Consider the following 25,446-nt stretch of genomic DNA (forward strand, 5'->3'; position numbering starts at 1 on the left):
GTAGTTAAAAGAACTGGATTGTATCTCTCGGTGGTTGACGTGAGCGAGGTCGGTCACCGAGGTCGTGTTGCTCCTCACTCCTCCCGTGCCGCCAGCGCCTGCTCGATGCGGTCCACGTCGGACTCGCGTATCCGGTCCGGCGAGTTCCGTACCGTCTCGACCGGGACGAACGACGCCTCGAACCCCTCGGCCTCGGGCGTCAGCTCCCCGGACACCGCTTCCCGGTCGACCCGGTAGGTGATGAGGTACAGCCCGCGGTCGGGCAACTCGACGTGGAGGATGGTCAGGAACTCGAGGTCGGCGGGGTCCGCCGCCAGCCCGGTCTCCTCGGCGAGTTCGCGCAGTAGCGACTCCTTCGGGCCCTCGTCGTACTTCGTGAAGCCACCGGGGAGGCTCCACAGCCCCTCGTGCTGCGGGACCGGCTCGTCGAGCAGCAGGACCTCCTCGTCGTCGTGGACCACGACGTGGACACCCGTCGAGGGGAGCTGTGAGAACACCACGTCGCACTCGGGACACCACGGCACCTCCCGTCCCTCCCACTCCTCGGTCCCGAGTTCGGTGCCGCAGCGGTGGCAGTACGTCGGTTCGATGGTGACGGAGTCGATCTCGCTGGGCTCGCGCTCGACCATGTCTACTGCTACCACACAACGTATCAAGTAGCTTACTACATCACGAACGTCCGGGCAGAACCGTCCCTACCTTTTTACCTTACGGCGCAGTGAATAAACTGTGGAACTGAATCGTCGCGTCGTCCTCGTCGCGCTCGTGCTGGTCGTCGGGGTCGTCACCTGGATCACCCTCTCGGCCGTGTTCGCGACGGTCTTCTTCGCGCTCACGGTCGCCAGCGTCGTCACGCCGGTCCACCGCTGGCTGGTCGGGCGCGGCCTCCCGAACTACTGGGCGGGCGTGGTGACGACGGTCCTGACGTTCATCGGCGGGTTCGCCGTCTTCGCACCCATCTTCGTCATCGCGTACGTCCGCCGCGACGGCCTGTTCGCGCTCGTCCGCAAGATTCCCGCCGAGCTCGCGGTCGAGGCGTTCGGCGTCTCCTACTCGCTCGACGTGGTCGAGGTGCAGGACGCCGTCATCGCCTACCTGTCCGACCTGGCGGTCGTGGTCGCCCGGTCCAGCCCGGACCTCGCGTTCAAGGCGACGCTGTTCGTCATGGTGCTGTTCTCGTTCCTCGTCGCGCAGGACCAGGTCTACCGGGCCGGCATCGCGGTCGTCCCACCGAAGTACCACGACATCGCCCACGCCCTGCAAGAGCGTGCGAACGACACGCTGCTGGCCATCTACGTGCTCCAGCTCGCGACCGCGCTCGGGACCTTCCTCGTCGCTGTCCCGGTGTTCTGGCTGCTCGGGTACGAGTACTGGGTGTCGATGGCCGTCATCGCGGGCATCCTCCAGTTCGTCCCCATCATCGGCCCGAGCGTCCTCATCGGCCTGACCGCGCTGTGGCACCTGAGCCTCAACGAGATACCCGAGGCCGCCATCATCCTCGTGGTCGGTGGCATCGTCATCGGCTACCTCCCCGACGCGGTCATCCGCCCGCGGCTGGCCAGCGTCACCGCGGACATGCCCGGTAGCCTCTACTTCGTCGGCTTCATCGGCGGCCTCCTGAGCGTCGGCCCGATCGGCGTCATCGCGGGACCACTCGTCGTCGCGCTGTTCTCGGAGTCGATGTCGCTGCTGGCCGACGAGGTCAACGGCGCCGAGGAACTGGGCGAGGACGAGTTCTCGGTCGAGGAGACGCTAGAGGACGTCGCCGAGGACGCGATAGAGGAGGTGACCGGCGGCGACGAGGGGGGAGACGATTCGCCCGACTCGGATGGCCTCGGCGACGGCTCGCCCGACAGCACCGCGGGCGACGACTGAGGACCGCCTGCCCCGTCAGGCCGTCTCGACCGGCCCGTCGATCTTCTCCCACTCGGTGAGGCTCCCCTCGTAGAAGTCGACGTGTTCGTAGCCGAGGTGGCGCAGGGCGACGTAGGTGTGGCTGATGCGCCGGGCCGTGTTGCAGTAGAGGATGACGCGCTTCTCGGGCGTGACGCCCATCGAGTCGAGCAGGTCGCGCAGCTCGGCCTCGGGCTTCAGGCCGCGGGTCTCCTCGTCGACGAGGTCGCGCCAGTCGAGCACCTGCGCGCCGGGGATGTGGCCCTCCTCGTACTCCCAGTCCTCGCGGGTGTCGAGGATGACGGTGTCATCGTCGTCGAGCGCGTCGAGGACCGCCTCGGCGGAGATGAGGGGGCGGTCGTCGGGAATCGTCCCCTCGTAGTCGGTGGAATCGAACCCGGGCGTCTCGCTCGTCGTCTCGTGCTCGCGGTTCCAGGCGCTGTAGTCGCCGTCCATGAGGTGGACGTCCGTGTGCCCGTAGTTGAGCGCGGTCACGACGAACCGGGCGGCGAAGACGCCGTGGGTGTCGTCGTAGGCGACGAGCGTGTCCTCGGGCGTGACGCCGGCCTCGGCCATGAGGCGGTTCCAGGTCTCCAGGCCGGGGAGTTTCCCCTCGTCCTCATCACCGTCGCTGCGGTACTCGTCGAAGGGGACGTTCACGGCGCCGGGGATGTGGCCGATACCGTCGTACTCCCACGCGTCGCGGACGTCGACGAGTCGGACCTCGTCGCGGTTGGCGGCGAGCCAGTCGCGCGAGACGACCCACGGAAGGCTGCTCATGGACCCCGGTTCGTCGTCCCACCTGTAAGGTGTCCCGGTCCCGGCGGATGCGACGCCCTCACAGATACCGGCAACAAATTCGGGTTCCTCCCTGGCCGGCAAATATATCTGGTAACTGCCTGGTCAGTCCGCACCTGTCCGACGGTGCCTGCCCGTGCGAACCGGCAACATGGGACCGACCCCTGCAACTCCCGGCGATTCTGTCCGGTTCGGCCGACGACCGGCGGCACCTGCCGCGTTGCCATACCCATATACCCCTAGCGTGAGAAGAAGGGATGTATGACGGAATACGCAAAAGACGTACTCGTTTCCGCCGACTGGGTCGAGAGCAACCTGGAGGAGTTCCAGAGCGACGACCCGGCACACCGACTCGTCGAGGTCGACGTCGACACCGAGGCGTACGAGGAGGGCCACGCCCCCGGCGCCATCGGTTTCAACTGGGAGACACAGCTCCAGGACCAGACGACCCGTGACATCCTCTCGAAGGAGGAGTTCGAGGACCTCCTCGGCTCGCACGGCATCACCGAGGACTCCACGGTCGTCCTCTACGGTGACAACTCGAACTGGTTCGCTGCCTACACCTACTGGCAGTTCAAGTACTACGGCCACGACGACGTCCGTCTCATGGACGGTGGCCGCGACTACTGGCTCGAGAACGACTACCCGCTCACCGACGAGGTGCCGGCGTTCAGCGAGCAGGAGTACAACGCCGCCGGCCCGCGCGAGTCCATCCGCGCCTACCGCGAGGACGTCGAGAACGCCATCGAGCGCGGCGTTCCCCTCGTCGACGTTCGCTCGCCCGAGGAGTTCTCCGGTGAGATCCTCGCCCCGCCGGGACTGCAGGAGACCGCCCAGCGCGGCGGCCACATCCCGGGCGCGAAGAACATCTCGTGGGCGGCCGTGACCAACGACGACGGCACGTTCAAGTCCTACGACGAGCTGCAGGAGCTCTACGGCGAGTACGACATCGACGGCGAGTCCACGACCGTCGCCTACTGCCGCATCGGCGAGCGCTCCTCTGTCGCCTGGTTCGCGCTCCACGAGCTGCTCGGCTACGAGGACGCCATCAACTACGACGGCTCCTGGACCGAGTGGGGCAACCTCGTCGGCGCGCCCATCGAGAAGGGCAACTGACGGCTCTCGGCTGCATCCGTTTCTTTCGCACCCCAGTTCGCCAGCGACGGCGCTCTCGGGCCCGTTCGCACCGTCTCGCGGCCGTCACCGATACCGGACCTAACGGTCATTGGCGGCAGGTACAAACCGCTGGCCGGAGAACGTCCGGACATGGATTCCGACGACTTCCTCGAGACCATCCGGAACGAGAACCAGACCGCCCTCTCCCGCATCGGCTCCTCGAAGTCGCTCTACGCGTTCACCGGCGGCGACATGGACGCCGAGACCATCGAGTCGGTGGCGGCCGGGTTCGCGGACGTGAACGCCGACCTGTTCGGCGCGTGGCCCAACGAGGTCGACGAGGACACCGACGAGGAACTCACGGCGTTCTACGCGAAGGTCGCCGACGAGGAGGGCGACTGGTACGACGACATCGGCGCCGAGGTCTCGGGCGAGGACTACGCCTTCCACGAGCAGTTGCGCGAGTTCACAGACCCCGTCACCCGGACCGCCGGGCTGGTGGGCTACACGCTGGTCGAACTCAAGCTCGCCGACCAGTTCGTCGGCTTCTACGTCGGCAACGCCGACCCACAGACCGCCCAGACCTACCGCGACCGGAAGGCCGAACTCGAGGCCCGCCTCGACAGCGCGACCGAGCACCTCGCGCGCATCTGCACCGACGACGCGGACGAGGCGCTCGCCGAGGAGACGGCCTCGAACATCGTCCAGTCGGTCTACGAGGTCTACACCGCACGCCTGGAAGAGATGGGCGTGAACCCGAAGCCGGTCTGCTGACCGGCTGACTGACCGTTCCTCTCGGCCCGCGACCTAGACGCCTTCGACCGTACTGCGGTACTCGCGGATCTTCTCGAGCGCCTCGTCGATCTTCGTCTCGACCTCGCCACCCTCGGTGTCGGCGACATCCGCGAGGATTCGCTCGTGTTTCGCGAGGCGACCGTGGTCCGGGCCGCGCTCGGCCTCGGCGTGTTTCGCGAACTGGTCGGCCTGTGTCTGGAGTCGCTCTCTGGACTCCTCGGAGGCGGATTCGGCGGCCTCGGACAGCAGGTCGCTGGCGGACTGGAGTGCTTCTCGTACCATGTTCGCTGATAGGTCGGCCGCCGGATAATCGTTTGTGGTGGTGGTACGGTTCGCCGTGGTCTGCGACGCCCGGGAGACGGTCGCCAGCGAGCGCACCACTGATACTGCTCGCCGCCATAGCGACGTCCAGATGAGCGACGCCAACTCCGGCCCCCTCTCGCCCGACCGACCGGACGCCCAGAAACCGTTCCGGGTGGACGCCCCCTTCGAGCCGGCGGGCGACCAGCCCGACGCCATCGAGCAACTGGTCGACGGCTACCGGTCGGGGATGACCGAGCAGACCCTGCTCGGCGTCACCGGGTCCGGCAAGACGAACACGGTCTCGTGGGTCGTCGAGGAGGTCCAGGAACCGACGCTGGTCATCGCGCACAACAAGACGCTCGCGGCCCAGCTCTACGAGGAGTTCAGGAACCTGTTCCCGGACAACGCGGTCGAGTACTTCGTCTCCTACTACGACTACTACCAGCCCGAGGCGTACGTCGAACAGACGGACACCTACATCGACAAGGACGCCTCCATCAACGACGAGATCGACCGCCTGCGCCACTCCGCGACCCGCTCCCTCCTCACCCGCGACGACGTCATCGTGGTCGCCTCCGTCTCGGCCATCTACGGCCTCGGTGACCCGCGGAACTACGTCGAGATGGCGATGCGCCTGGAGGTCGGCGACGAGGTCGGCCGCGACGAGCTGCTCGCCCGGCTCGTCGACCTGAACTACGAGCGCAACGACGTGGACTTCACGCAGGGCACCTTCCGCGTCCGGGGCGACACCGTCGAGATATTTCCGATGTACGGCCGGTACGCGGTCCGGGTCGAGCTGTGGGGCGACGAGATCGACCGGATGATGAAGATAGACACGATGCAGGGCGAGGTCGTGAGCGAGGAGCCCGCCGTGCTGGTCCACCCGGCCGAGCACTACTCCATCCCCGAGGAACGCCTGCAGAACGCGATGGAGGAGATCCGCGAGGACATGGCCGACCGGGTCCGGTACTTCGAGCGCAAGGGCGACGCCATCGCCGCCCAGCGCATCGAGGAGCGCACGACCTTCGACCTGGAGATGATGCAGGAGACGGGCTACTGCTCGGGCATCGAGAACTACTCGTTGTACCTCTCGGACCGCGAGTCCGGCGAGGCACCCTACACCCTGCTCGACTACTTCCCCGACGACTTCCTCTGCGTCATCGACGAGTCCCACCAGACCCTGCCCCAGATCAAGGGGCAGTTCGCCGGCGACAAGTCCCGGAAGGACTCGCTGGTCGAGAACGGCTTCCGGCTCCCGACGGCCTACGACAACCGCCCGCTCACCTACGAGGAGTTCTTCGAGAAGACCGACAAGCGGCTGTACGTCTCCGCGACCCCCGGCGACTACGAGCGCGAGCACTCCGAGCGCATCGCCGAGCAGATCGTCCGGCCGACCCACCTCGTCGACCCGGCGGTCGAGGTCGCCCCCGCGACCGGGCAGGTCGACGACCTCATGGACCGCATCGACGAGCGCGTCGAGCGCGACGAACGCGTCCTCGTGACGACGCTCACCAAGCGCATGGCCGAGGACCTCACCGAGTACCTCGAGGAGTCCGGCGTGGACGTCGCCTACATGCACGACGAGACGGACACGCTGGAGCGCCACGAACTCGTGCGCTCGCTGCGTCTCGGCGAGATAGACGTGCTCGTCGGCATCAACCTGCTGCGCGAGGGGCTCGACATCCCCGAGGTCTCTCTGGTCGCCATCCTCGACGCGGACCAGGAGGGCTTCCTGCGCAGCGAGACGATGCTGGTCCAGACGATGGGGCGGGCCGCCCGCAACGTCAACGGCGAGGTCGTCCTCTACGCCGACGACCCCTCCGACGCGATGGAGTCCGCCATCGACGAGACCCAGCGCCGTCGGCGCATCCAGCAGGAGTACAACGAGGAGCACGGCTTCACGCCGACGACCATCGACAAGGAGGTGGGCGAGACGAACCTGCCGGGCTCGAAGACCGACACCGGCGGCATCAGCACCGCGGACGAACCCGAGGACGCCGAGGCCGCGGCCGCCCAGATACAGCGCCTCGAAGAGCGCATGCAGGAGGCCGCGAACAACCTCGAGTTCGAGCTGGCGGCGGACATCCGCGACCGCATCCGTGACCTCCGACAGGAGTTCGACGAACTCGAGGCGCAGGACGAGGGCATCGAGCCCGAACCGGACCCCGACTTCTGAGACTGTCGACCGTCTCTTCGTGTAGCTATTCGACACTCCGGGCACCGAAACCCGTCATGGGCGTCCGGGCGACGGTATGAAAGCTCGACCCAAACTCTTTTTTGGAGATACGTAGAGTCCGAAACGTGCTTGGTGAATCACTGAAGTTCCCCCTGCAAGGTGAAGAGTCCACGAAGACCGTCGCCATCGGCGGGCTGTTGAACCTGGTGGCGCTGCTCATCCCCATCATCCCGCAGCTGTTCATCTACGGCTACGCGCTCCGAGCGATGCGAGCCGGGCTGAACGGCGACACGGAGGCTCCCACGTTCGACGACTGGGAGAGCCTCCTGAAGGAAGGCGCGCTCGTCTTCGGGGTGATGCTGGTGTACGTCGGCATCCCCGTGTTCCTGTTCGCCATCGTCATCCCGATGTTCGGCCTGTTCTCGGTCGGGCTCGGGAGCGAGGCCGGTGGCGCGGCCGGTGCCGGGGCGGCGTCGATGGTCCTGCTCGGTGTCATCGGCGTCGGGATGCTCGTCATGTTCGCCGCCTACTACATGGTGCCCGCCGCGCTGGTCGGCCTCGCCGCCCGCGGCGAGTTCGGCGCCGCGTTCGACCTCCAGTCGGTCAAGCGCCTGGCGTTCAACAGCACCTACTTCGTCGGCATCGTCGTCTCGCTCGTCGTGCTGGTCGTCGGGAGCATCGTCTCGCTCCCGCTGTACCTCGTCCTCGTCGGCTTCGCGCTCCAGTTCATCGTCACCGCCGGGGTGTTCAACTACCTCGGGAAGGTCGCGCGCAAGGCGGCACCCGGGGCGGACACCCGGCAGCCCGAGGGCCGCCCGCAGACGAGCCTCTGAGGACCGCGAGTCGAGAACAGGCAGACGGACCCTTCGGGGTCGAACTTCTTCTGGCGACCGTCACGCTGCCGAGCTTCAAGAAATCAGTTCAGGGCGTCGACCTCGTCGGTGAGGTCGTCGGGCTGGTCGATGGGGCCGTTCACGAACAGCCCGTGGCCGATGATGGCCGCCGCGACGAGGCCGGTCGCGACGATGGCCATCGACATCGAGACGGTGGTGAGCGCCCCGACGCCGACACCGGTGAGCATGCTGGACGCGACGCCCAGCAGGACGAGGTCGTAGTACTGCCAGGTGTACATATCTACGTGTACGAAACCGCGTCGGAAAGTGATTGGGACTGCGGGTGGTCTCGTGTGGTCCTCACTCCTCCTCGTCGCCCTGGCGCACCGTCATCACGGGGGCAGGGCACTGGCGAACGACCTTCTCGGCGACGCTGCCGATGAGGTAGTGGTCGAGCCCGGTCCGGCCGTGGGTCGCCATCACGACGAGGTCGATGGGGTGCTCGTCGACGTACTCGAGGATGGCGGTCTTGGGGACGCCCTCGCTGGTGATGCGGTCGGTGTTCACGTGGTCCGGAAACGCACTGACCGCGGACTCGATGGCCTCCTCGGCGCGCTCGCGCTCGGTCTCCTCCCAGACGGCGGCGGAGATGCCGGCGCTGGGGCTCTCGAAGCGGTTGCGCGTGTCGATAACGGACAGGACGTGGACGGTGGCGTCGTAGGTCGAGGCGAGTTCGGCGGCGTGGCCCGCGGCCGCGGTGGTACCGGCGCTCCCGTCGGTCGGGAAGAGGATGTGGTCGTACATACAGAGAGGTCGTCCGCGGACTACCGAAAAACCCCTGCTTCAGACCAGCCCGGCGAGAATGTCCAGCATCCCGGCGCGGGCGATGATGAACAGCGCGAGCGCGATGATGCCGAACAGGACGCCGACGCCGTGCTTGATGGTCTCGGTGTCGAGCGCGGAGGCGACGTAGGGGGCGATCTGCCCGCCCGTCACCGTCGCGGGGACGGTCCAGACGACCATGTTCCACGGCGTGCTGGCGATGTCGATGGAGTGGGCGCCGGGGACGAACTGCCCACCGAAGACGTGGACGAGCGAGGCCAGGATGGCCGTCGAGGCGACCACGATGTGGTTGGTCCCGATGGCGACCCGGACGGGGATCTTCGAGCGCAGCATCGAGATGATGCCGAGTTCGCCGATACCGAAGCCGGCGAGGCCCTGGAAGATGCCACCGACGCTGTAGTTCGCGAAGCGCTCCGTGTAGCCGGAGCGGTCGTAGCGGTAGTCCTCGCCGTCGCGGTCGACGCGGGTGACGACACCGTCTGCGTCGGTCTCGACGCCGGCCGGACCGAGCTTGTCGTCGTCGTTCGGGAGCGCGCTCCCGCCGTCGGCGGCGGTCGCGTGGTCGTCGTCGTCGGAGCCGGCGGGCTCCTCGTGGGCCAGGTCGGCCTTGAACAGCAGGTAGGCGGCCGCGAGCAGCGCGATGGCCAGCAGGGTCTGGAACACGGGCTCCGGGATGAAGAACGAGAGCACGGCGCCACCGACGACGAACGGGACGGCCCCGCCGACGAGGGTGAGCGCGAGCTTCCGGTCCACGAGGCCGTACTGGACGAACGCGAGCGCGGAACTCGACAGGCCGAAGGACTCGCTGATGAGCCCCACCGCGACGAGGGTCTGCGGTTCGAGCGAGAACCCCGCGAAGATGGGGAAGATGAAGATGAAGAACGGCACGAACAGTGCCGAGCCACTGATCCCGACCGTGTTCACGGTGGTCGCCCCGAGCACGAAGAACGGGAGCAGCCACCAGTACTCGAGCCAGTAACTCGAGCCGCTCCCTTCCGTGGGAGCGAAGAAGAACACGCCGAGGATGAACACCACGGGTGCCAGGAACACGAACACGTGCTGGTACTTTAGAAACGTCTTCTGGATGTTACTGTACGATGAGGACGAGCTCATTTGGTTGGTGGAGCCACGGTTTGAGGTTCAGGTATAAGAGCGTTACCTTCTTCTGGAAACCGGCTGTTATGACCTGTTTCTGGCAAGATTTCTCCGAACTGGTGGTCGAATTATCGATGGATATGTCGGGCACGCATACGCCGGAGGAGTCCCGAGGGTGTTGAAAACGGGCGGCAGGAGTATCCCTAATGTTTATTTGTCACGACGTGGTATGCGTATGTGTAATGAGTTTTCGAGAGCGACCCCCCGAGAGAGATTCTGGGCAGTCCGTGCTAGACGATGACGAATCGATGGAGCCTCTCGAAGACCCTCCCGAGCCTGCACCGACGGGGCTCGTCGGCCGGTTCCGGTCGCACGTCCGGCACTGGCCGCGTCGGTTCATCGAGATGCAGGTACGGGCCTTCGGTGGCCGAACCCATTGAGTCCGGCCTAGGCGACCAGCGCAGCGCGCCGTTTCTCTCGCCGTTCCACCGCCGCCTCCCGGAGCGCCTGCTCCGTCTCCGTCTCGCAGTGCAGTGACGGGACCGTGGTCGGGTCGCCCGCGTCGTCGAGCGCGACCATCGTGAAGAAGGAGGTGGCGGTCTGTTCGTACTCGCCCTGTTCCGGCCGTTCCGACCGGACCTCGACCTTCACGTCCATGCTGGAGCTGCCGGTGTCGAAGACGTAGCCGGTGACGACGACCACGTCGCCCAGCTCGATGGGGCCCCGGAAGTCGACGTGGTCCATCGCGGCCGTGACGACCTGTCGGCGGGCGAAACGCCGGGACGCGATGGCGGCGCAGATGTCCATCCAGTGGAGGATGGAGCCGCCGAGGGCGCGCCCGAGGTTGTTCGTGTCGTCGGGCATCAGTATCTCGCTCAGCTCGGTGTAGGATTCGGCGAGCGAGGCGGCGTCGGAGTCGTGCTTGTACATGCACGGACGGGGGCACCGCTGGCGAATAAAACCAGTGGAATTTCCCTAACTCAACTAAGATTGATTCGGGTGTGTGGAACGGTACTCGGCGACGTGTGAGTGTCTCTCTGACTGTTTCCCGTCAAGCGACCTGTCTTCCTTCGATGGTCTGTGGTAATACAACGACGAGCTTTAATGCCTGTTGGGAATACGCTGTGCCGATGACAGGCCTCTCGTTCGAACCGCTCACGTACGACGACATCCCCGCGGCCCGGCGCCCCTCGCTCGGACAGGCGCTCGTGCCCCTGCTCGGGATGGTCGTGTTCCTCAGTATCGGCGCCATCGTCCTCGGCCTCGACCCCCACCTGCCTATCGTCTGGGGGGCAGCACTCACCGCGGCTGTCGGCCGCTACTGGCTCGGCATCGCCTGGGAGGAGCTGTTCGAGGGCATCGTCGACGGCATCCGGATGGGCATGCAGGCCATCCTCATCCTGTTCACCATCTACATGCTCATCGCCACGTGGACCGCGGCGGGCACCATCCCCGGGCTCATCTACTACGGGCTGGAGATACTGACCCCGACCGTCTTCCTGCCGGCGACGGCCGCGCTCGCGACCGTCGTCGCGTTCTCCATCGGCTCCTCGTGGACCACCGCCGGGACCCTCGGCGTCGCGTTCATGGGCATCGGGGCGGGCCTCGGCGTCCCCGCGCCGATGACCGCGGGCGCCATCCTCACCGGCGCCTACACCGGCGACAAGATCTCGCCGCTCTCGGACACCACCAACCTCGCCGCCGCGGTCACGAACACCGACCTGATGGAGCACGTCCGGACGATGCGCGTCGGCACGGGCCTCGCCTTCGCCCTCTCGCTGGTGCTCTACGCGGCCCTCGGGCTGACCGCCACAGGCGCCATCCCCGCCGGCCGCATCGACACCATCCAGTCGGCCATCGGCGGCAGCTACGCCGTCTCACCCGTCGTGTTCCTCCCGCTGCTGGTGACGTTCGCGCTCGCGCTCTACGGCTTCCCGGCGCTCCCGTCGCTCGTCGCGGGCGTCTTCGCGGGCGTCGGCACGACCATGGCCGTCCAGGGCGTCGGCTTCACCGCGGCGTGGGACATCGCCCAGAACGGGACCGACCCGGCGACCGGTTCGGAACTCGTCAACGGCCTCCTCGGCTCCAGCGGTCTCATGGGCTCGACGTGGACCATCACCATCGTCGTCGCCGCGCTCGCCCTCGGGGGCCTGCTGGAGCGTACCGGCGTCATCGCGACGGTCGCACACTACATCGCGAAGGTCGTCCACAGCGTGGCGAGCCTCACGCTCGGGACCGGCGTCGCGGCCATCTCGATGAACGTCCTCGCGGCCGAGCAGTACATGAGCATCGTCGTCCCGGGGATGACCCTCCGCGGGCTGTACGACGACTTCGACCTCGAATCCCGCAACCTCTCGCGCGCAGTGGAGGCGTCCGGGACGGTCACCTCCGCGCTCATCCCGTGGAACGCCGGCGGCGCGTACATGTGGAGCGTCCTCGGTGTGCACCCCTTCGAGTACGCCCCGTACTACTTCCTCGGCTTCCTCGCGCCGAGCATCCTCGTCGTCATGGCCGTCACCGGCTGGCAGATAACGACGACCGACGACACGCCGGCCGCGGCGGGGAGCCGCGCCTCGCCGGCCGACGACTGACGGAAAAACAACTTTTTCTCGCTTCAGAGCACGCCGAAGCCGAACGACGGGAAGCCGAGCACCGGCCCCCAGACGAAGTGCAGCGCAACGCCGACCACGACCGCCGGGATGGTCGTGTAGATGCTGGCGACGACGGCGGCCTTCCTGTCGATGGCGAGCAGCGGGAACAGGGCGTCCCCGTCCTGGCTGATGGCGTTGGCCACCAGTGCCGAGAACGGGAGGCCGCCACTCGCGTACACCCCGGACAGCACGATCTGCGGGCCACAGCCCGGAATCAGGCCGACGGCGGCCCCGGCGACGGGAGCGATGACCCCGGCTGCCTGCGCGGCAGCGCCGATGTCGGCGCCCGTCACGAGCAGGAAGTACTCGTACAGCAGGTACGCACCGATGACCCAGACCGTGACGAAACTGGTCTCCATCGCGGCGTGCTGGAGCGTCCCGTAGAGCGAGTCGAAGGACTCGCGGGCCTTCCCGACAGCTCCCTCGCCGATGTAGTGCCGACCCACGAAGTACAGGTAGAACGACAGCGTCGTCCCGAGCAGGCCGAACACGGTGAACAGGCCGTCGAAGCCCAGTCCCAGGGTCATCGACACGTCGGGTGCCCCACGCACCAGGTAGGTGACGCCGAGGCCGAGCGCGGCCATGGCGGCGACCCACCAGACGACGTGCGCCCCGTGCGAGAGCGGCGTCAGCACCGGTGAGTGCCGGTCTGGCCCGAGTTCGTGGGCGTGGGTCGGGCAGTCACAGCCGTACTCGTGTGCCGGGTTCGGCGTGACGGTGCTGCGCTGGCCGACCACCGCGGTCCCGCCGTCGGTGGTCGCGGGCTGGAGCCGGGCGACCGCGGCGTCGACCCGGTGAACCCCGAGCCCGACCCAGTCGACGAGGTAGCCGAAGACGACCGCGGTGACGAACGCGATACCGTAGGCGTACAGCGCGGCCTCCGGCGCGAGCACGAGGATGACGAACGCGGCGTCGCCTGCGGTCGCGACGAGCGTGGCGACGACGGTCCCGAACGAGACGGTCCCGCGGACGTAGAGGGGCATCATGATGATGGCACCGCCACACCCCGGCGTCAGGCCCATGAGCGCCCCGAACAGCGGCTGGAAGCGCTCGTTCTCCTCGATCTTCGCGAGCAGCGCCCCGCCGGTCCGGTACTGGACGAGGCCGAACACGAGGATGGTGATGGCGACGAAGGCCGACACCTGCACGTAGCCGTCGCGCAGGGAGGCGAGCGTCACGTCGAGGTACTCGTTCACGGGCGGCGCCTCTCGGTTTCGTCGGTGGAAGAATCAGATTTAGACATATCTAACAATTTTATTCGTATTAGATAGACCTACGCTGAGAGAAGACTAATAGGTGTCGGCGTGAGGGTCGGTATCCCGGGACAGTCCAGGGAATCGCCGCCCCGTCCCCGTCGCTTCCGACGCCCCTGCCTCACTCCCCGCCGAGGGCGCGGTGGATCGCCGCGGCGGTCTTCGCGCCGACGCCCTCGACCGACTGCAACTCGTCGACGCTGGCGTTCCGGACGTTATCGACGCTGCCGAACCGTCGGAGGAGGCGCTTCCTGGTCTCGGGGCCGACCCCGTCGACCCCGTCAAGCACCGTCTCGACCGAATCACGGAGCGTCTGGTGGTACTGGACCGCGAAGCGGTGGGACTCGTCGCGCACCCGCTGGAGCAGGTGGAGCTGTGGCGCGTCGTCGGGCCAGTCGTGGGTCCGGTCTGGCGTGATCACCTGCTCCTCCTGCTTGGCGAGCGCGATGGCGGGGACGTCCCAGCCGACCGCCGCGAGAGCGTCGAGGGCGGCGTCCAGTTGCCCCTGCCCGCCGTCGATGAGCAGGAGGTCGGGGTCGGGGCGGTCGTCCCGGCCCTCGACTGCTCTGGTGGCGCGCCAGCGAACCAGGGTCCGCATGTTGGCGTAGTCGTCGTTCGCCTCGGTGAGCTTCTTGCGCCGGTAGTCCGACTTCTGGGGCGACCCGTCGACGAAGGTGACGTTCGAGCCGACGACCGCCTTCCCCTGCGCGTGGCTCACGTCGAAGCCCTCGATGCGGGCGACGCGGTCGAGGCCGAGCGCGTCGGCGAGGGCGGCGGACTCGTCCCGGCGGCCGACGTTCCGACGGGCGTTCTTCAGCGCGAGTTCGACCAGTTTGGCCTCCCGGCCGGCGCCGGGGACCCGGACCGCGACGCCCTCGGCGTCGAGCCACGCCGCGACCTCCTCGTCGTCGTGGTGTTCGGGCAGGAGCACCGCGTCGGGGAGCTGGCGCTCGGCGTAGAACTGGACGAGGAACGCCGCGAGCACGGCCGGGATGGTGTCGCGCTCGTCCTCGGGCTCGGTATCCGCGACCTCGGGCGCGTCGAGGGTGTGGCGGTCGCGCTCGACCAGTTGCCCGCCCTCGGCGTGCAGTCGGGCGACGGTCGCGTCGGTCCCCTGGATGGCCACCCCGAGCACGTCGACGTGACGCTCGTCGCTCTGGCTGCTGACGGCCTCGCCGCCGGCCCCGTGGAAGGAGTCCACGACGGCGAGGCGGTCCCGGAGGTTCGCGGCGCGCTCGAAGTGCTGGTCGGCGGCCGCGGCCTCCATCTCGGTCCGGAGGGGGTCCGCGAGCACGCCCGTCTCGCCGGCGAAGAACCGCTCGACCGACCCCACGTCGGCGAGGTAGTCCGGTTCGGTTATCTCGTCGGTGCAGGGCGCGGTGCACAGCCCCATCTCGTAGTCGAGGCAGGGGCGGTCCCGGTTGGCGAACTTGTGGTCCGAACAGCCCCGCACCCCGAACGTCTCGCGGAGGGCCTTCACGACGGTCTCGACCCGGCCCTTGTCGGTGAAGGGGCCGTAGACCGTCGCCTCCTCGCCGGGGTCGCGGGTCACCTCGATGCGGGGGAACTCGTGGTTCGTCAACTGCACGAGGGGGTAGGACTTGTCGTCCTTCAGCCGGACGTTGTACCGCGGCTGGTGGCGCTTGATGAGGTTCGCCTCGAGGAGCAAGGCCTGCGTCTCGGTGTCCGTGACGGCCACGTCGAGGTCGTCGGCGCGGTCGACCATCCGGCGGATGCGGGCCGACCGCGGGTCGGCGTACGACCGGACGCGGTCCCGCAGGTCGACCGCCTTCCCGACGTAGAGCGTGGTGTCGCCGTCGAGGAACTGGTAGACGCCCGGCTCGGTCGGGAGGTCGCCAGCCCGATCGCGAAGCGTGGCCGCGTCCATGCTGGTCGCGCTAGGGCGCGGCCTCAAATGGGGGTTTCGTTGGCGTCGCGATATCCGACTTGGTACCTCAGGGCACCTCGCTATCCGCCTCTGGGATTTATAATGATTCGTCATGCAACTCGGGAACCTCGAAGCGTACCTCGAGACAGAACTGCAGTACCCCATCGAACTCGAGTCGGTCCTCGACCGCATCGGGGCGCTCGAGGTCGAGGCGCCGAACGAGTCCGACACCGACACCGTCGCGGCCATCCTCGGCCCGCTCGGGTCGGACCGCTACAACTCGGCGCAGGAGCTGCTGGAGACCATCCTCGGGAACCTGAGCGAGGAGTACATCGGGCGGAAGTTCTACGACGACCGCGGCGGCAACCACCTGGAGGTCGCGGCGGGCCCGCGGGACGAGGCGGACATCTCCTTCTGAGGCGCCTCGCTCTGGCGGGGTCGCTTGCGGCAGATACAAACCCGCGCCGCGAGGAGGTATCGACCATGACCGACACGGTCCAGTGCTGGCTGGTCGAGCGCACCTTCGACCAACGGAACCTCGTGACCATCGTGTACGCGACGCCCGACGGCGAGCGCTTCCTGCAACAGGAGCGCTCGGCGAACTCGCTCACCCGGAACCCCGTCACCGCTGGCAAGACGGTCCCCGAGGAGAACCTCGAACAGACGGACGACGAGGCGACCCGCGAGCGCTACGCGAAGGAGGCGACGCGGACCGCGGAGCAGTACGACCCGGACGAAGCTATCTGAGTATCGAGGACTCTATAGCGGCCCTTTCTTGTACTGTGGGGTCGCGAGAAGCGTGCTACGAACCATCAGTGTATCTATAAGTACCTGTCGGTTGTAGTAAATGTATGGTTCCTGCAATCGAACTTTCCGGCGTAACGAAGCGTTTCGGCGACGAGGTCGTCGCGCTTCGTGACCTCGACCTCCGGGTCGAGGAGGGGGAGATATTCGGGTTCCTGGGGCCCAACGGCGCCGGGAAGTCGACGACAATCGACATGCTGCTCGACTACATCCGGCCGACAGCAGGGACCGTGACGGTCCTCGGTATGGACGCGCAGGCCGACAGCCTGGCGGTCCGCCAGCGCGTCGGCGTGCTGCCCGACGCCTACCACGTCTACGACCGCCTCACCGGGCTGCAACACGTCCAGTTCGCGGTCGACTCGAAGCGCGCGAGCGACGACCCGATGGCGCTCCTGGAGCGCGTCGGCATCGCCGAGGCGGCCGACCGGAAGGCCGGCGGCTACTCGAAGGGGATGAAACAGCGGCTCGTCCTCGCGATGGCACTCGTGGGCGAACCGGACCTGCTCATCCTCGACGAGCCGACGACCGGGCTGGACCCCAACGGGGCCCGCGAGATGCGCGAGATCATCCGCGCCGAGGCGGCACGAGGCGCCACGGTGTTCTTCTCGAGCCACATCCTCGAACAGGTCGAGGCGGTCTGTGACCGCGTCGCCATCCTCAACCGGGGCGAACTCGTCGCGGTCGACACCATCGAGAACCTCCGCGCCAGCATGGGCGGCGGGGCGACCCTCACCGTCACCGTCGACGGCGAGCCCACCGACGAGACGCTCGACACCGTCGAGCAGCTCCCCGGCGTGACCTCGGTCACCGCCGCGGGGTCGACCCTGACCGTGGCCTGTGACACCGGCGCGAAGACGGCCGTCCTCGACGCCATCGAGTCGACCGGCCTCGTCGTCAGCGACTTCGCCACCGAGCAGACCTCGCTGGAGGACCTGTTCATGCAGTTCACCGCCGACGCGCCCGCGGCCGAGACCGAAGCCGAACTTCGGACCGACGGCGACGGGGAGGTGCGCGCATGAGCCTGACCGCCGTCGCGAAGAAGGACTTCACCGACGCCCGCCGGTCGCGGTCGCTGTGGCTGCTGTCGGCGCTGTTCGTCCTGTTCGCCGCCGGGATGGCGTGGATCTACACCGAGATCACCGCCACCGGTGGCGCGGGCGCGGACCCGGAACTCAGTGCCCTCGGGCTCTACGACTTCCTGGCGTCCTCGGCGACGCTGTTCATCAGCATCACGGCGCTCGTCATCGCCCACAAGGCCATCGCGGGCGAGCGTGATTCGGGCTCGATGAAACTGCTGCTCGGCCTGCCCCACTCGCGGGCCGACGTGCTGTTCGGGAAGGTCCTCGGCCGGGCCGTCACCCTCGCCCTGCCCATCGTCCTCGGGATGGTGGTCGCCCTGGGCGTCATCGTGGCGCTGTACGACTCGTACAACCTGGCCGAGTACGCCGTGTTCGTGAGCATCACGCTGGTGTTCGCGCTCGTCTACATCGGCCTCATGACGGCCATCTCGGCCAGCGTCTCGACGGCCGGCAAGGCCTCGGCGCTGGCGTTCGCCGTCTTCGCCGTGCTGGAACTCCTCTGGAACGCGATCCCCATGGGCGTCCTGTACGTCGCGAACGGCTTCACCCTGCCCGGCTCCATCGCCGAGTACCCCGACTGGTACTTCGGCATCGTCAGCCTGACGCCCAGTTCGGCCTACCAGTCCGCCCTCACGGCGGTCCTCGACGGCGCGAACACCGGTGCGACCCTCACGGGTCGTGACGCGTTCTACCTCGAGCCGTGGTTCGGCTTCGTCTGGCTGGCGTTCTGGCTGGCGGTCCCGCTCGGCATCGCGTACCTGCGATTCGACCGCGCGGACCTCTGAGCCCGGACCTCTCTCGTCGCTGACTGTTCTGCGTTTTAGCCGACTCTTATTACACACGTTTTCGTACCAGAACCTAGCCATGGCCGCCATCGAACTCGACAGCGTCACCAGGCGCTTCGACGAGGTGCTCGCGCTCGACTCGCTCTCCATGACCGTCGCGGACGGCGAGGTGTTCGGATTCCTGGGACCCAACGGGGCCGGGAAGTCGACCACCATCGACATCCTCCTCGACTTCGTCCGCCCGACATCGGGCGAGTGTCGCGTGCTCGGTATCGACCCGCAACAGGACCCCGAGGCCGTCCGCCAGCGCGTCGGCGTCCTCCCCGACGGCTACCACGTGTACGACCGGCTCACGGGCCGGCAACACGTCCAGTTCGCGGTCGACTCGAAGGGTGCGAGCGACGACCCGACGAGCCTCCTCGACCGCGTCGGTATCGCCGACGCCGCCGACCGCAAGGCCGGCGAGTACTCGAAGGGGATGACCCAGCGACTCGTCCTCGCGATGGCCCTCGTCGGCGAACCGGACCTGCTCGTCCTCGACGAGCCCACGACGGGACTTGACCCGAAGGGAGCCCGCGAGATGCGCGAGATAATCCGCGCCGAGGCCGACCGGGGCGCGACCGTCTTCTTCTCGAGTCACATCTTAGAGCAGGTCGAGGCGGTCTGCGACCGCGTCGCCATCCTCCGGCAGGGGCAACTGGTCGCCGTCGACAGCATCGACAACCTCCGCGAGGGCATGACCGGGACCGCCGAGACGCTGACCGTGACGACCGCCGAGCCGGTCGACGAGTCGGTCCAGGACGCGCTGCGGGACATCGAGGGCGTCGCCGCGGTCTCGGCCGCGGGGCGCGAACTCACCGTCTCGCTCTCGGCCAACGTGAAGATGGACGTGCTCGGGACGCTGGAGGAGTGGAACGTCGACGTGCAGGACTTCGCGACCGAGGAGACCTCGCTCGAGGAGCTGTTCGTGCGCTACACCGAGACGGAGGCCGACGCATGAGCTGGCTCGTCGTCGCCCGGAAGGACTTCCAGGACGCGGTTCGCTCGAGGGTGCTCTGGGTGGTCTCGGCGCTGTTCATCCTCCTCATGGCCGGGATGGTCGCCGTGTTCTCGCTCACCGAGGGGCTGCTCACCGCGGGCGGGCAGGGTGGCGGTCCCGGCGCCGCGCCGGGGGCTGCCGGCGTCAACTTCGGGCCGTTCATCTTCCTCGCCAGCGCGACCACGCTGTTCGTCACCATCACGGCGCTCGTGACCTGCCACAAGTCCATCGCCGGCGAGCGCGATTCGGGCAGCATGAAGCTCCTGCTCGGCCTGCCACACTCTCGACGCGACGTGCTCGTCGGGAAGACGGTCGGCCGGACCGCGGTGCTCGCCCTGCCCGTCCTGCTCGGCTTCCTCGTCTCCTACCTCGTCGCGGTGGGGTACGGCGTCGACTTCCCGCTGGCGGAGTACGTCCTGTTCGCCCTGTTGACGGTGCTGTTCGCGTTCGTCTACGTCAGTATCGTCGTGGGCGTCTCGGCGACGACCGGCTCCAGCTCGCGGGCGACGACGCTCGCGATTGGTATCTTCTTCGTCTTCGAGATCATGTGGGACGTGGTGCCGACCGGGGTGCTGTTCCTGGTCAACGGGTTCTCGCTCCCGGTGAACCCGGCCAACTACCCGGCGTGGTACTTCCTCGTGACGTGGGTCGCCCCCAGCGGGGCGTACAACGCGGCCCGGGAGGCCGTCCTGCCCGAGTCCGCGGCGGTGTCGCTGCCGGCCGACGCGTGGTTCCTCGACCCCGCCGTCGGCTTCCTGTTCCTCGGGTTCTGGGTCGTCGCCTCGCTCGGGGTCGGCTACCGCCGGTTCGAGCGCGCTGACCTCTGAGGCCGGTTCCCGCGCCAGGAACCATCGTTCCCGGAAGAAGACCTATACAACCGGCGAGAGATGACTCGCGCATGACCGCCATCGAGTGCCGGGGCATCACGAAACGCTTCGGCTCCGTCACTGCCCTCCGTGACCTCGACCTCACGGTCGAGTCGGGCGAGGTGTTCGGCTTCCTCGGTCCGAACGGGGCGGGGAAGTCGACCACCATCGACATCCTGTTGAACTACACGTACCCGACCACCGGCGAGGCGCGCGTCCTCGGCATGGACGCCGCCGAGGAGACGGTCGCGGTGCGCGAACGCACCGGCGTCCTCCCCGACGGCTACGGCCCGCTCGGGGAGATGACGGGCCGCGAACACGTCGCGTTCGCCATCGAGGCGAAACAGGGCTACGAGGAGCCCATGGCACTGCTGGAGCGCGTCGGCATCCCCGACGCCGCCGACCGGCCCGCCACGGGCTACTCGAAGGGGATGCGCCAGCGCCTGATGCTCGCCATGGCGCTGGCGGGCGAGCCCGACCTCCTCATCCTCGACGAGCCCTCGACCGGGCTGGACCCGGCCGGCGCCCGCGAGATGCGCGAGATAGTCCTCGAAGAGGCCGACCGCGGAGCGACCGTCTTCTTCTCGAGTCACATCCTCGAGCAGGTCGAGGCGGTCTGTGACCGCGTCGGCATCCTGAGCGAGGGCCGCCTCGTCGCCATCGACACCATCGAGGGCCTGCGCGAGGCCGCCGGCACGACCGGCGAGTTGACCGTCACCCTCGACTCGGCGCCCGACGGCCTGCCGGGGAGCGTCCGGGCGCTCGACGGCGTCTCCTCGGTCGAGGCGTCGGGCCACACCATCACGGTGGGCTGTGAGAACCGGGCGAAGGGGATGGTCGTCCAGGCCTGCTACAACGCCGGCGCGACCGTCGAGAACATCGAGACGAGCCAGGCCTCGCTGGAGGACCTGTTCGTCGCCTACACGCAGGGCGACGGCGAGGCGGCCCGGCCCGCCACCGCGCCGGGGGCCGAGCCATGAGGTGGCGCCTGGTCGCGCGCAAGGACTTCCACGACAGCCGGCGCTCGCGCAGCCTCTACGCCGGCGCCATCCTGTTCGCGCTCCTCGGTGTCGCCATCGGCTACGCCTACGGCGACAACGCGACACAGGCCGCGACGGGCTCACAGCTCGTCGGCATCCTGCTCGCCGGCTTCGTCTACCTCACGCCCCTGCTCGGGCTGGCGTTCGCGCAGGGCGCCATCGTGACGAAGCGGTCCGACGGCGAACTCAAGGTCCTGCTCGGGCTGCCGTTCTCCCGGGCGGACTTCCTCTTCGGGACGTTCGCGGGGCGGCTCGCGGTCGTGCTGGCGCTCACGCTGACGCCCTTCGTCGCCTCGCACCTCGTCGCCGCGGTGTTCCTCGCGCCCTTCGACCTGCCGTTCGCGCTGCTTGCGCTGTCGGTCCTGACCGTGCTGGCGGTGATATTCGTCGGCCTCGCGACGGCCTTCTCGGCCGCCTTCAGCGGGCGCGCCCTGACCGTCACGGCCGCCTTCGGCGTCTTCTTGCTGTTCTTCCTGCGCGTCTGGCGGTTCATCCCGGTCGTGATACTCTACGTGGCCAACGGCTTCTCGTTCCCCGCCACGACCCCGGACTGGGCGAACGCGTTCGTCGCCTTCGGGCCGCTGGCCGCGGTCCGGAACGTGAGCGTCGCGCTCGACGCGAAACTGGGGTTCGGCTTCGGCTTCGTCGGCACCACCGTCCCGGCGAGCCCGCCGTGGTACCAGCAGCCGGCCGTCGCAGCCCTCGTCGTCGCCCTCTGGGCGACCGTCCCGCTCGGGCTCGCCTACGTCCGGTTCCGGGACAGCGACCTCTGAGCACGGGGGGCGAACCCCCCGACTTCCACTGGAGCCGGTCGAATCCGGGCGCTGCCGGTGTGTGACGGGTGCCGCCTCAGCTGCTGACGATGTCGACGACCCCGTGCAGGTCCGTCACCTCGTAGGTCGCCGCCTCGGTGAGGTCGGTGTCGCGGCTGTGCTCGCGCCGGACGAACACCGAGTCCATCCCGGCGCGGTGGGCCGCGAGCACGTCGGTGTCGCTGTCGCCGACGTAGAGGGCCGACTCGCCGCCGAGGTCGGCCATCGCCCGGTCGAGGTAGTGCGTGTTCGGCTTCTTCTTCGTTATGCTGTCGATGGTCATCTCGCGGCCGTAGTAGGTGTCGAACACCGACGCGAGGTCGAAGTGGTCGAGGATGAATTCGATGGTGCTGTGATGGTTACTGCTCACGACGCCCATGGGCTGGTCGAGGTCGGTGATGGCGGTCACGTCGTCGTACCGGGTTCGCTCCCCGGCACGGAACTTCTCGAACTGCGAGCGCTCGTCGTACTCCTCGCGGGCCGTCCACAGCTCCTCGGGGTCGAGGTCGTAGGTGGCCGCGATGTCGTAGAGGCCGTCGGGGAACACGCCGCCGCAGAGGTACTCAACGTGGGTGGGGTCGGGGTCGTCGACGCCCACCGCGGCGAACGCCTCCCGGATGGCCGCGGCCTGCGTCTCCCGGGCCGGCGGGTCCACGAGGACGCCGTCGTTGTCGAAGAGGACCGTATCGTACGCTGTCACGTATCGAGCGTACTGCTGGGTGGTAGTTGGGTTTTTGGGGTCGGTTGCGCGCCGGGACGAGGTGGACTATGTGTCGTAGTGCGCGCGGACGACCGGCGAGAAAGCGAGCACGACCAGTCCGATTCCGTAGACGAGATTGAGATACTGTAGTCGCTCACCGAACCCGAGTACGAGTCCTTCGACGACTGCCCAGCAAGCCAACGCGACTCCGACGACGAGTGTCCCACTCCATGCCCATCGGTGGCCCCTGTAGAGGCCGTACGCCGAGACCAGTGGGAACAGTCCCAGTCCGACGAACAGGAACAGCCCCGGCACCAGAAAGTCACGAACCGGCGTCGGAGCCAGCACCGTCGTCGACACGCCAATCACGTCTCCGGACGGGACGAGGATGAACTGTCCGCCACCGACGAGCCCTCGCACACCGAGCGTGCCGACCAGGCCGATGAGTACCCACACCAGCAACGGTCGTCCCCGCCACTCGTGTTCCATCGGTCGTACGTGGTTGGAGCCTACTGAAGAGCCCTTCGAGGGATTCCAGAAACTGGGATTCCCGGAGGAGTGCGCTCTCTGGTCAGCCCGGAGACGTCACCCGTCGACCCACTCGGTCACGCCGTGGTCTTCCAGCACCTCGCGGAACTCGGCCTCGTCGATGGTCGGCACGTCGTTCGCGTCGGCGTCGTCGCGCTTCGACTGGCCGGGGTTCTCGCCGACGACGAGGTAGTCCGTGTTGCCCGACACCGAGGAGGTGGCGCTGCCGCCGTGGCGCTCCACGAGGTCCTGGTACGCGCTTCGGGATTCCGAGAGCGATCCCGTGAACACGAACGTCAGGCCCTCCAGCTCGTCGGCGCCCGCGACCGCGTAGGGCTGCGGGTCGACGCCCGCGTCCGCCAGATCGTCGAGGACACGCTGGTTCGCCTCGCTCTGGAAGAAGTCGACGATGGTCTCGGCGACGATGGGGCCGATGTCCTCGATGCCCTGCAGGCGGTCCTCGTCGCCGGCCTCGGCGGCCTCGCGCAGGGCCGCGAACGTCTCGAACTCGGCGGCGAGGGCGCGGGCCGTCTCCGGGCCGACCTTCTGGATGCCGAGCGCGGCGAGGAAGTCCGGTAGCTCGGGTTCTTTCGTCTCTTCTATCTCGGCGAGCAACTTCTCGGCGCTGCGCTCGCCCCAGCCCTCGAGGTCCACGAGGTCGGCCTCGCTGATGCGGTAGAGGTCCGCGATGCCGTCGGTGACGAGGCCGGCCTCGGCGAACTGCTCGACGGTCTCCTCGCCAAGCCCCTCGATGTCGAGGCCGGTGTCGCTCCCGTAGTGCTCGACGGAGCGTTTCAACTGCGCGGGACAGCCGAGGCCGCCCGAACAGAACGCCATCGGGCCGTCGCGCTCGATGGCGCTGTCACAGACCGGGCAGGTCTCCGGTAACTCGAAGAGGCCCTCGCTGTGCTTCTCGACGACCTCCGCGACGTAGGGGATGACGTCGCCGGCGCGTTCGAGCCGGATCTCGTCGCCGACGTTCAGGTTCATCGCCTCGATCTCGCTCGGGTTGTGCAGGCTGGCCCGCGAGACCGTCACACCGCCCACGTCGACCGGTTCGAGCAGCGCGACCGGGGTGATGCGCCCGGTCCGGCCGACCTGCACCGCGATGTTGGCCAGCGTCGTGACCTCGGTCCGGGCCGGGAACTTGTAGGCGTAGGCCCACCGCGAGGCGCGGGCGGTCGCGCCCAGGTCCTCCTGTTTGGCCACGTCGTCGACCTTGATGACGACGCCGTCGATCTCGTAGTCGAGGTCGTCGCGTGCCTCGAGCATGCGGTCCCGGTAGGCGATGGCGTCCTCGATGTCGCAGTCGGTCTCGACCCGGTCGTTCAGGGGCAGGCCGAGGTCGGGGAACGCGGCGAGGGCGTCGGAGTGGGTCTCCCACCCGTCGGAGGAGTCCAGCACGTCGAAGAAGAAGATGGAGAGGGGACGTTCCGCGACCACGCTCGGGTCCTGCTGGCGGATGGTTCCTGCCGTCGCGTTCCGGGGGTTCGCGAAGGGGTCGTCGCCGCGCTCGACGCGCTCCTTGTTGTACTCTTGAAACGCGTCCTTCGGCATGAACACCTCGCCGCGGACCGCGAGGTAGTCGGGGTAATCCCCGCGCAGGCGCTGGGGGAGCGCGCCGATGGTTCTCGCATTTTTCGTCACGTCGTCGCCCTCGTAGCCGTCGCCGCGGGTCGCCGCCCGCTGGAGCTTGCCGTCCTCGTAGATGACCTCCAGCGAGACGCCGTCGAACTTCGGCTCGCAGACGTAGCTCACGTCGCCGACCGCGTTCCTGACTCGCCGGTCGAACTCGCGCACGTCTTCTTCCTCGCCGGAGGAGTCGATGGAGAGCATCGGTGCGACGTGCTCGACCGTCTCGAAGTGGTCCACGGGTTCGCCGCCGACGCGCCGGGTCGGCGAGTCCTCGGTCTGGAGGTCGAATTCGTCCTCCAGCGCCTGCAGGCGCGAGAACAGCGCGTCGTAGACCCGGTCCGGGACGAGGGGGTCGGCCTCGACGTAGTAGCGCTGGTCGTGGTAGCGCAGCGCCTCGCGCAACTGGGCGGCCTGCTCGCGCGCCGCGGCCTCGGAGAGGTCGGCGACCGGCTCGAAGTCTGTCGGTGGGTCCGAAACGTAGGGGTTGTCCGCGAGTTCGGCCTCGCTCATTACG

26 protein-coding genes are annotated in these 25,446 nt (G+C 67.9%); 14 read left to right on the top strand and 12 right to left on the bottom strand.

Going from position 1 to position 25,446, the window contains the following annotated elements:
• Window positions 1-74: 74 nt before the first annotated feature.
• Window positions 75-629, bottom strand: a complete 555-nt coding sequence (locus tag NOV86_RS10695; RefSeq protein WP_267641375.1) for an NUDIX hydrolase — start codon at window positions 627-629, stop codon at window positions 75-77.
• 100 nt (window positions 630-729) lie between these two features.
• Here NOV86_RS10695 and NOV86_RS10700 point away from each other — a divergent pair, with 100 nt between their 5' ends.
• The gene (locus tag NOV86_RS10700; RefSeq protein ID WP_267641376.1) at window positions 730-1,875 is read left to right on the top strand and encodes an AI-2E family transporter; all 1,146 of its coding nucleotides are present in this window, start codon (window positions 730-732) and stop codon (window positions 1,873-1,875) included.
• Between the two features lie 15 nt (window positions 1,876-1,890).
• Here NOV86_RS10700 and NOV86_RS10705 read toward each other — a convergent pair whose 3' ends face one another.
• Window positions 1,891-2,673: a sulfurtransferase gene (locus NOV86_RS10705; RefSeq protein ID WP_267641377.1), complete on the bottom strand. Its 783-nt coding sequence runs from the start codon at window positions 2,671-2,673 to the stop codon at window positions 1,891-1,893.
• Between the two features lie 279 nt (window positions 2,674-2,952).
• Between NOV86_RS10705 and NOV86_RS10710 the strand changes: the two genes are divergently transcribed.
• Together NOV86_RS10710 and NOV86_RS10715 are read left to right on the top strand one after the other, a co-directional pair.
• The gene (locus NOV86_RS10710) at window positions 2,953-3,807 is read left to right on the top strand and encodes a sulfurtransferase (RefSeq protein WP_267641378.1); all 855 of its coding nucleotides are present in this window, start codon (window positions 2,953-2,955) and stop codon (window positions 3,805-3,807) included.
• 150 nt (window positions 3,808-3,957) lie between these two features.
• Window positions 3,958-4,581, top strand: coding sequence for a rubrerythrin family protein (locus NOV86_RS10715; RefSeq protein WP_267641379.1), 624 nt, complete (start codon window positions 3,958-3,960; stop codon window positions 4,579-4,581).
• 33 nt (window positions 4,582-4,614) lie between these two features.
• On the opposite strand, the gene NOV86_RS10720 is transcribed toward NOV86_RS10715, so the two are convergent.
• Complete coding sequence (locus tag NOV86_RS10720; RefSeq protein WP_267641380.1) at window positions 4,615-4,884, bottom strand: DUF7553 family protein; 270 nt, start codon at window positions 4,882-4,884, stop codon at window positions 4,615-4,617.
• A gap of 130 nt (window positions 4,885-5,014) precedes the next feature.
• On the opposite strand from NOV86_RS10720, the gene uvrB reads away from it, so the two are divergent.
• Together uvrB and NOV86_RS10730 are read left to right on the top strand one after the other, a co-directional pair.
• Window positions 5,015-7,081 (top strand): excinuclease ABC subunit UvrB, encoded by a 2,067-nt coding sequence (gene uvrB / locus NOV86_RS10725; RefSeq protein ID WP_267641726.1) that lies wholly within the window; start codon window positions 5,015-5,017, stop codon window positions 7,079-7,081.
• A 125-nt stretch (window positions 7,082-7,206) separates the two neighbouring features.
• Entirely contained in the window at window positions 7,207-7,914 is a 708-nt protein-coding gene (locus NOV86_RS10730) for a DUF4013 domain-containing protein (protein ID WP_267641381.1), read from the top strand.
• A gap of 83 nt (window positions 7,915-7,997) precedes the next feature.
• Here NOV86_RS10730 and NOV86_RS10735 read toward each other — a convergent pair whose 3' ends face one another.
• The 4 genes from NOV86_RS10735 to NOV86_RS10750 all read right to left on the bottom strand — a co-directional run bounded on the left by NOV86_RS10735 (window position 7,998) and on the right by NOV86_RS10750 (window position 10,782).
• A complete protein-coding gene (locus NOV86_RS10735; protein ID WP_267641382.1) occupies window positions 7,998-8,213 on the bottom strand; it encodes a DUF8015 family protein in 216 nt (71 codons plus the stop codon).
• A gap of 61 nt (window positions 8,214-8,274) precedes the next feature.
• A complete protein-coding gene (locus NOV86_RS10740; RefSeq protein WP_267641383.1) occupies window positions 8,275-8,718 on the bottom strand; it encodes a universal stress protein in 444 nt (147 codons plus the stop codon).
• A gap of 39 nt (window positions 8,719-8,757) precedes the next feature.
• Complete coding sequence (locus NOV86_RS10745; protein WP_267641384.1) at window positions 8,758-9,870, bottom strand: sulfite exporter TauE/SafE family protein; 1,113 nt, start codon at window positions 9,868-9,870, stop codon at window positions 8,758-8,760.
• 429 nt (window positions 9,871-10,299) lie between these two features.
• Window positions 10,300-10,782, bottom strand: a complete 483-nt coding sequence (locus NOV86_RS10750; protein ID WP_267641385.1) for an acyl-CoA thioesterase — start codon at window positions 10,780-10,782, stop codon at window positions 10,300-10,302.
• A gap of 200 nt (window positions 10,783-10,982) precedes the next feature.
• On the opposite strand from NOV86_RS10750, the gene arcD reads away from it, so the two are divergent.
• Entirely contained in the window at window positions 10,983-12,443 is a 1,461-nt protein-coding gene (gene arcD / locus NOV86_RS10755) for an arginine/ornithine antiporter ArcD (RefSeq protein ID WP_267641386.1), read from the top strand.
• 23 nt (window positions 12,444-12,466) lie between these two features.
• Here arcD and NOV86_RS10760 read toward each other — a convergent pair whose 3' ends face one another.
• Both NOV86_RS10760 and NOV86_RS10765 read right to left on the bottom strand, forming a co-directional pair.
• Complete coding sequence (locus tag NOV86_RS10760; RefSeq protein WP_267641387.1) at window positions 12,467-13,699, bottom strand: putative manganese transporter; 1,233 nt, start codon at window positions 13,697-13,699, stop codon at window positions 12,467-12,469.
• Between the two features lie 178 nt (window positions 13,700-13,877).
• The gene (locus tag NOV86_RS10765) at window positions 13,878-15,644 is read right to left on the bottom strand and encodes an excinuclease ABC subunit C (RefSeq protein WP_267641388.1); all 1,767 of its coding nucleotides are present in this window, start codon (window positions 15,642-15,644) and stop codon (window positions 13,878-13,880) included.
• 112 nt (window positions 15,645-15,756) lie between these two features.
• Between NOV86_RS10765 and NOV86_RS10770 the strand changes: the two genes are divergently transcribed.
• The 8 genes from NOV86_RS10770 (at window position 15,757) to NOV86_RS10805 (ending at window position 22,030) form a co-directional block, all read left to right on the top strand.
• Complete coding sequence (locus NOV86_RS10770; RefSeq protein WP_267641389.1) at window positions 15,757-16,062, top strand: DUF5789 family protein; 306 nt, start codon at window positions 15,757-15,759, stop codon at window positions 16,060-16,062.
• A gap of 65 nt (window positions 16,063-16,127) precedes the next feature.
• A complete protein-coding gene (locus tag NOV86_RS10775) occupies window positions 16,128-16,391 on the top strand; it encodes a DUF7967 family protein (protein ID WP_267641390.1) in 264 nt (87 codons plus the stop codon).
• A 104-nt stretch (window positions 16,392-16,495) separates the two neighbouring features.
• Entirely contained in the window at window positions 16,496-17,467 is a 972-nt protein-coding gene (locus NOV86_RS10780) for an ABC transporter ATP-binding protein (protein ID WP_267641391.1), read from the top strand.
• Window positions 17,464-18,312, top strand: coding sequence for an ABC transporter permease subunit (locus tag NOV86_RS10785; RefSeq protein WP_267641392.1), 849 nt, complete (start codon window positions 17,464-17,466; stop codon window positions 18,310-18,312). The genes NOV86_RS10780 and NOV86_RS10785 overlap by 4 nt, the downstream gene beginning before the upstream one ends.
• A 79-nt stretch (window positions 18,313-18,391) precedes the next feature.
• Entirely contained in the window at window positions 18,392-19,312 is a 921-nt protein-coding gene (locus NOV86_RS10790) for an ABC transporter ATP-binding protein (protein WP_267641393.1), read from the top strand.
• A complete protein-coding gene (locus NOV86_RS10795) occupies window positions 19,309-20,178 on the top strand; it encodes an ABC transporter permease (protein WP_267641394.1) in 870 nt (289 codons plus the stop codon). The genes NOV86_RS10790 and NOV86_RS10795 overlap by 4 nt, the downstream gene beginning before the upstream one ends.
• Window positions 20,179-20,249: 71 nt before the next feature.
• Window positions 20,250-21,197, top strand: coding sequence for an ABC transporter ATP-binding protein (locus tag NOV86_RS10800; protein WP_267641395.1), 948 nt, complete (start codon window positions 20,250-20,252; stop codon window positions 21,195-21,197).
• Window positions 21,194-22,030, top strand: a complete 837-nt coding sequence (locus NOV86_RS10805) for an ABC transporter permease (protein ID WP_267641396.1) — start codon at window positions 21,194-21,196, stop codon at window positions 22,028-22,030. Before NOV86_RS10800 ends, NOV86_RS10805 begins: the two co-directional genes overlap by 4 nt.
• Before the next feature lie 76 nt (window positions 22,031-22,106).
• Here NOV86_RS10805 and NOV86_RS10810 read toward each other — a convergent pair whose 3' ends face one another.
• From NOV86_RS10810 to ligA, 3 genes are all read right to left on the bottom strand, one after another.
• Complete coding sequence (locus NOV86_RS10810; protein ID WP_267641397.1) at window positions 22,107-22,769, bottom strand: HAD family hydrolase; 663 nt, start codon at window positions 22,767-22,769, stop codon at window positions 22,107-22,109.
• 66 nt (window positions 22,770-22,835) lie between these two features.
• On the bottom strand, window positions 22,836-23,258 hold the full coding sequence (locus NOV86_RS10815; protein WP_267641398.1) for a hypothetical protein: 423 nt from the start codon (window positions 23,256-23,258) through the stop codon (window positions 22,836-22,838).
• Between the two features lie 96 nt (window positions 23,259-23,354).
• Window positions 23,355-25,442, bottom strand: a complete 2,088-nt coding sequence (gene ligA, locus NOV86_RS10820; RefSeq protein WP_267641399.1) for an NAD-dependent DNA ligase LigA — start codon at window positions 25,440-25,442, stop codon at window positions 23,355-23,357.
• Window positions 25,443-25,446: the final 4 nt, after the last annotated feature.

Source organism: Haloarchaeobius amylolyticus, assembly GCF_026616195.1.
GTDB lineage: Archaea > Halobacteriota > Halobacteria > Halobacteriales > Natrialbaceae > Haloarchaeobius > Haloarchaeobius amylolyticus.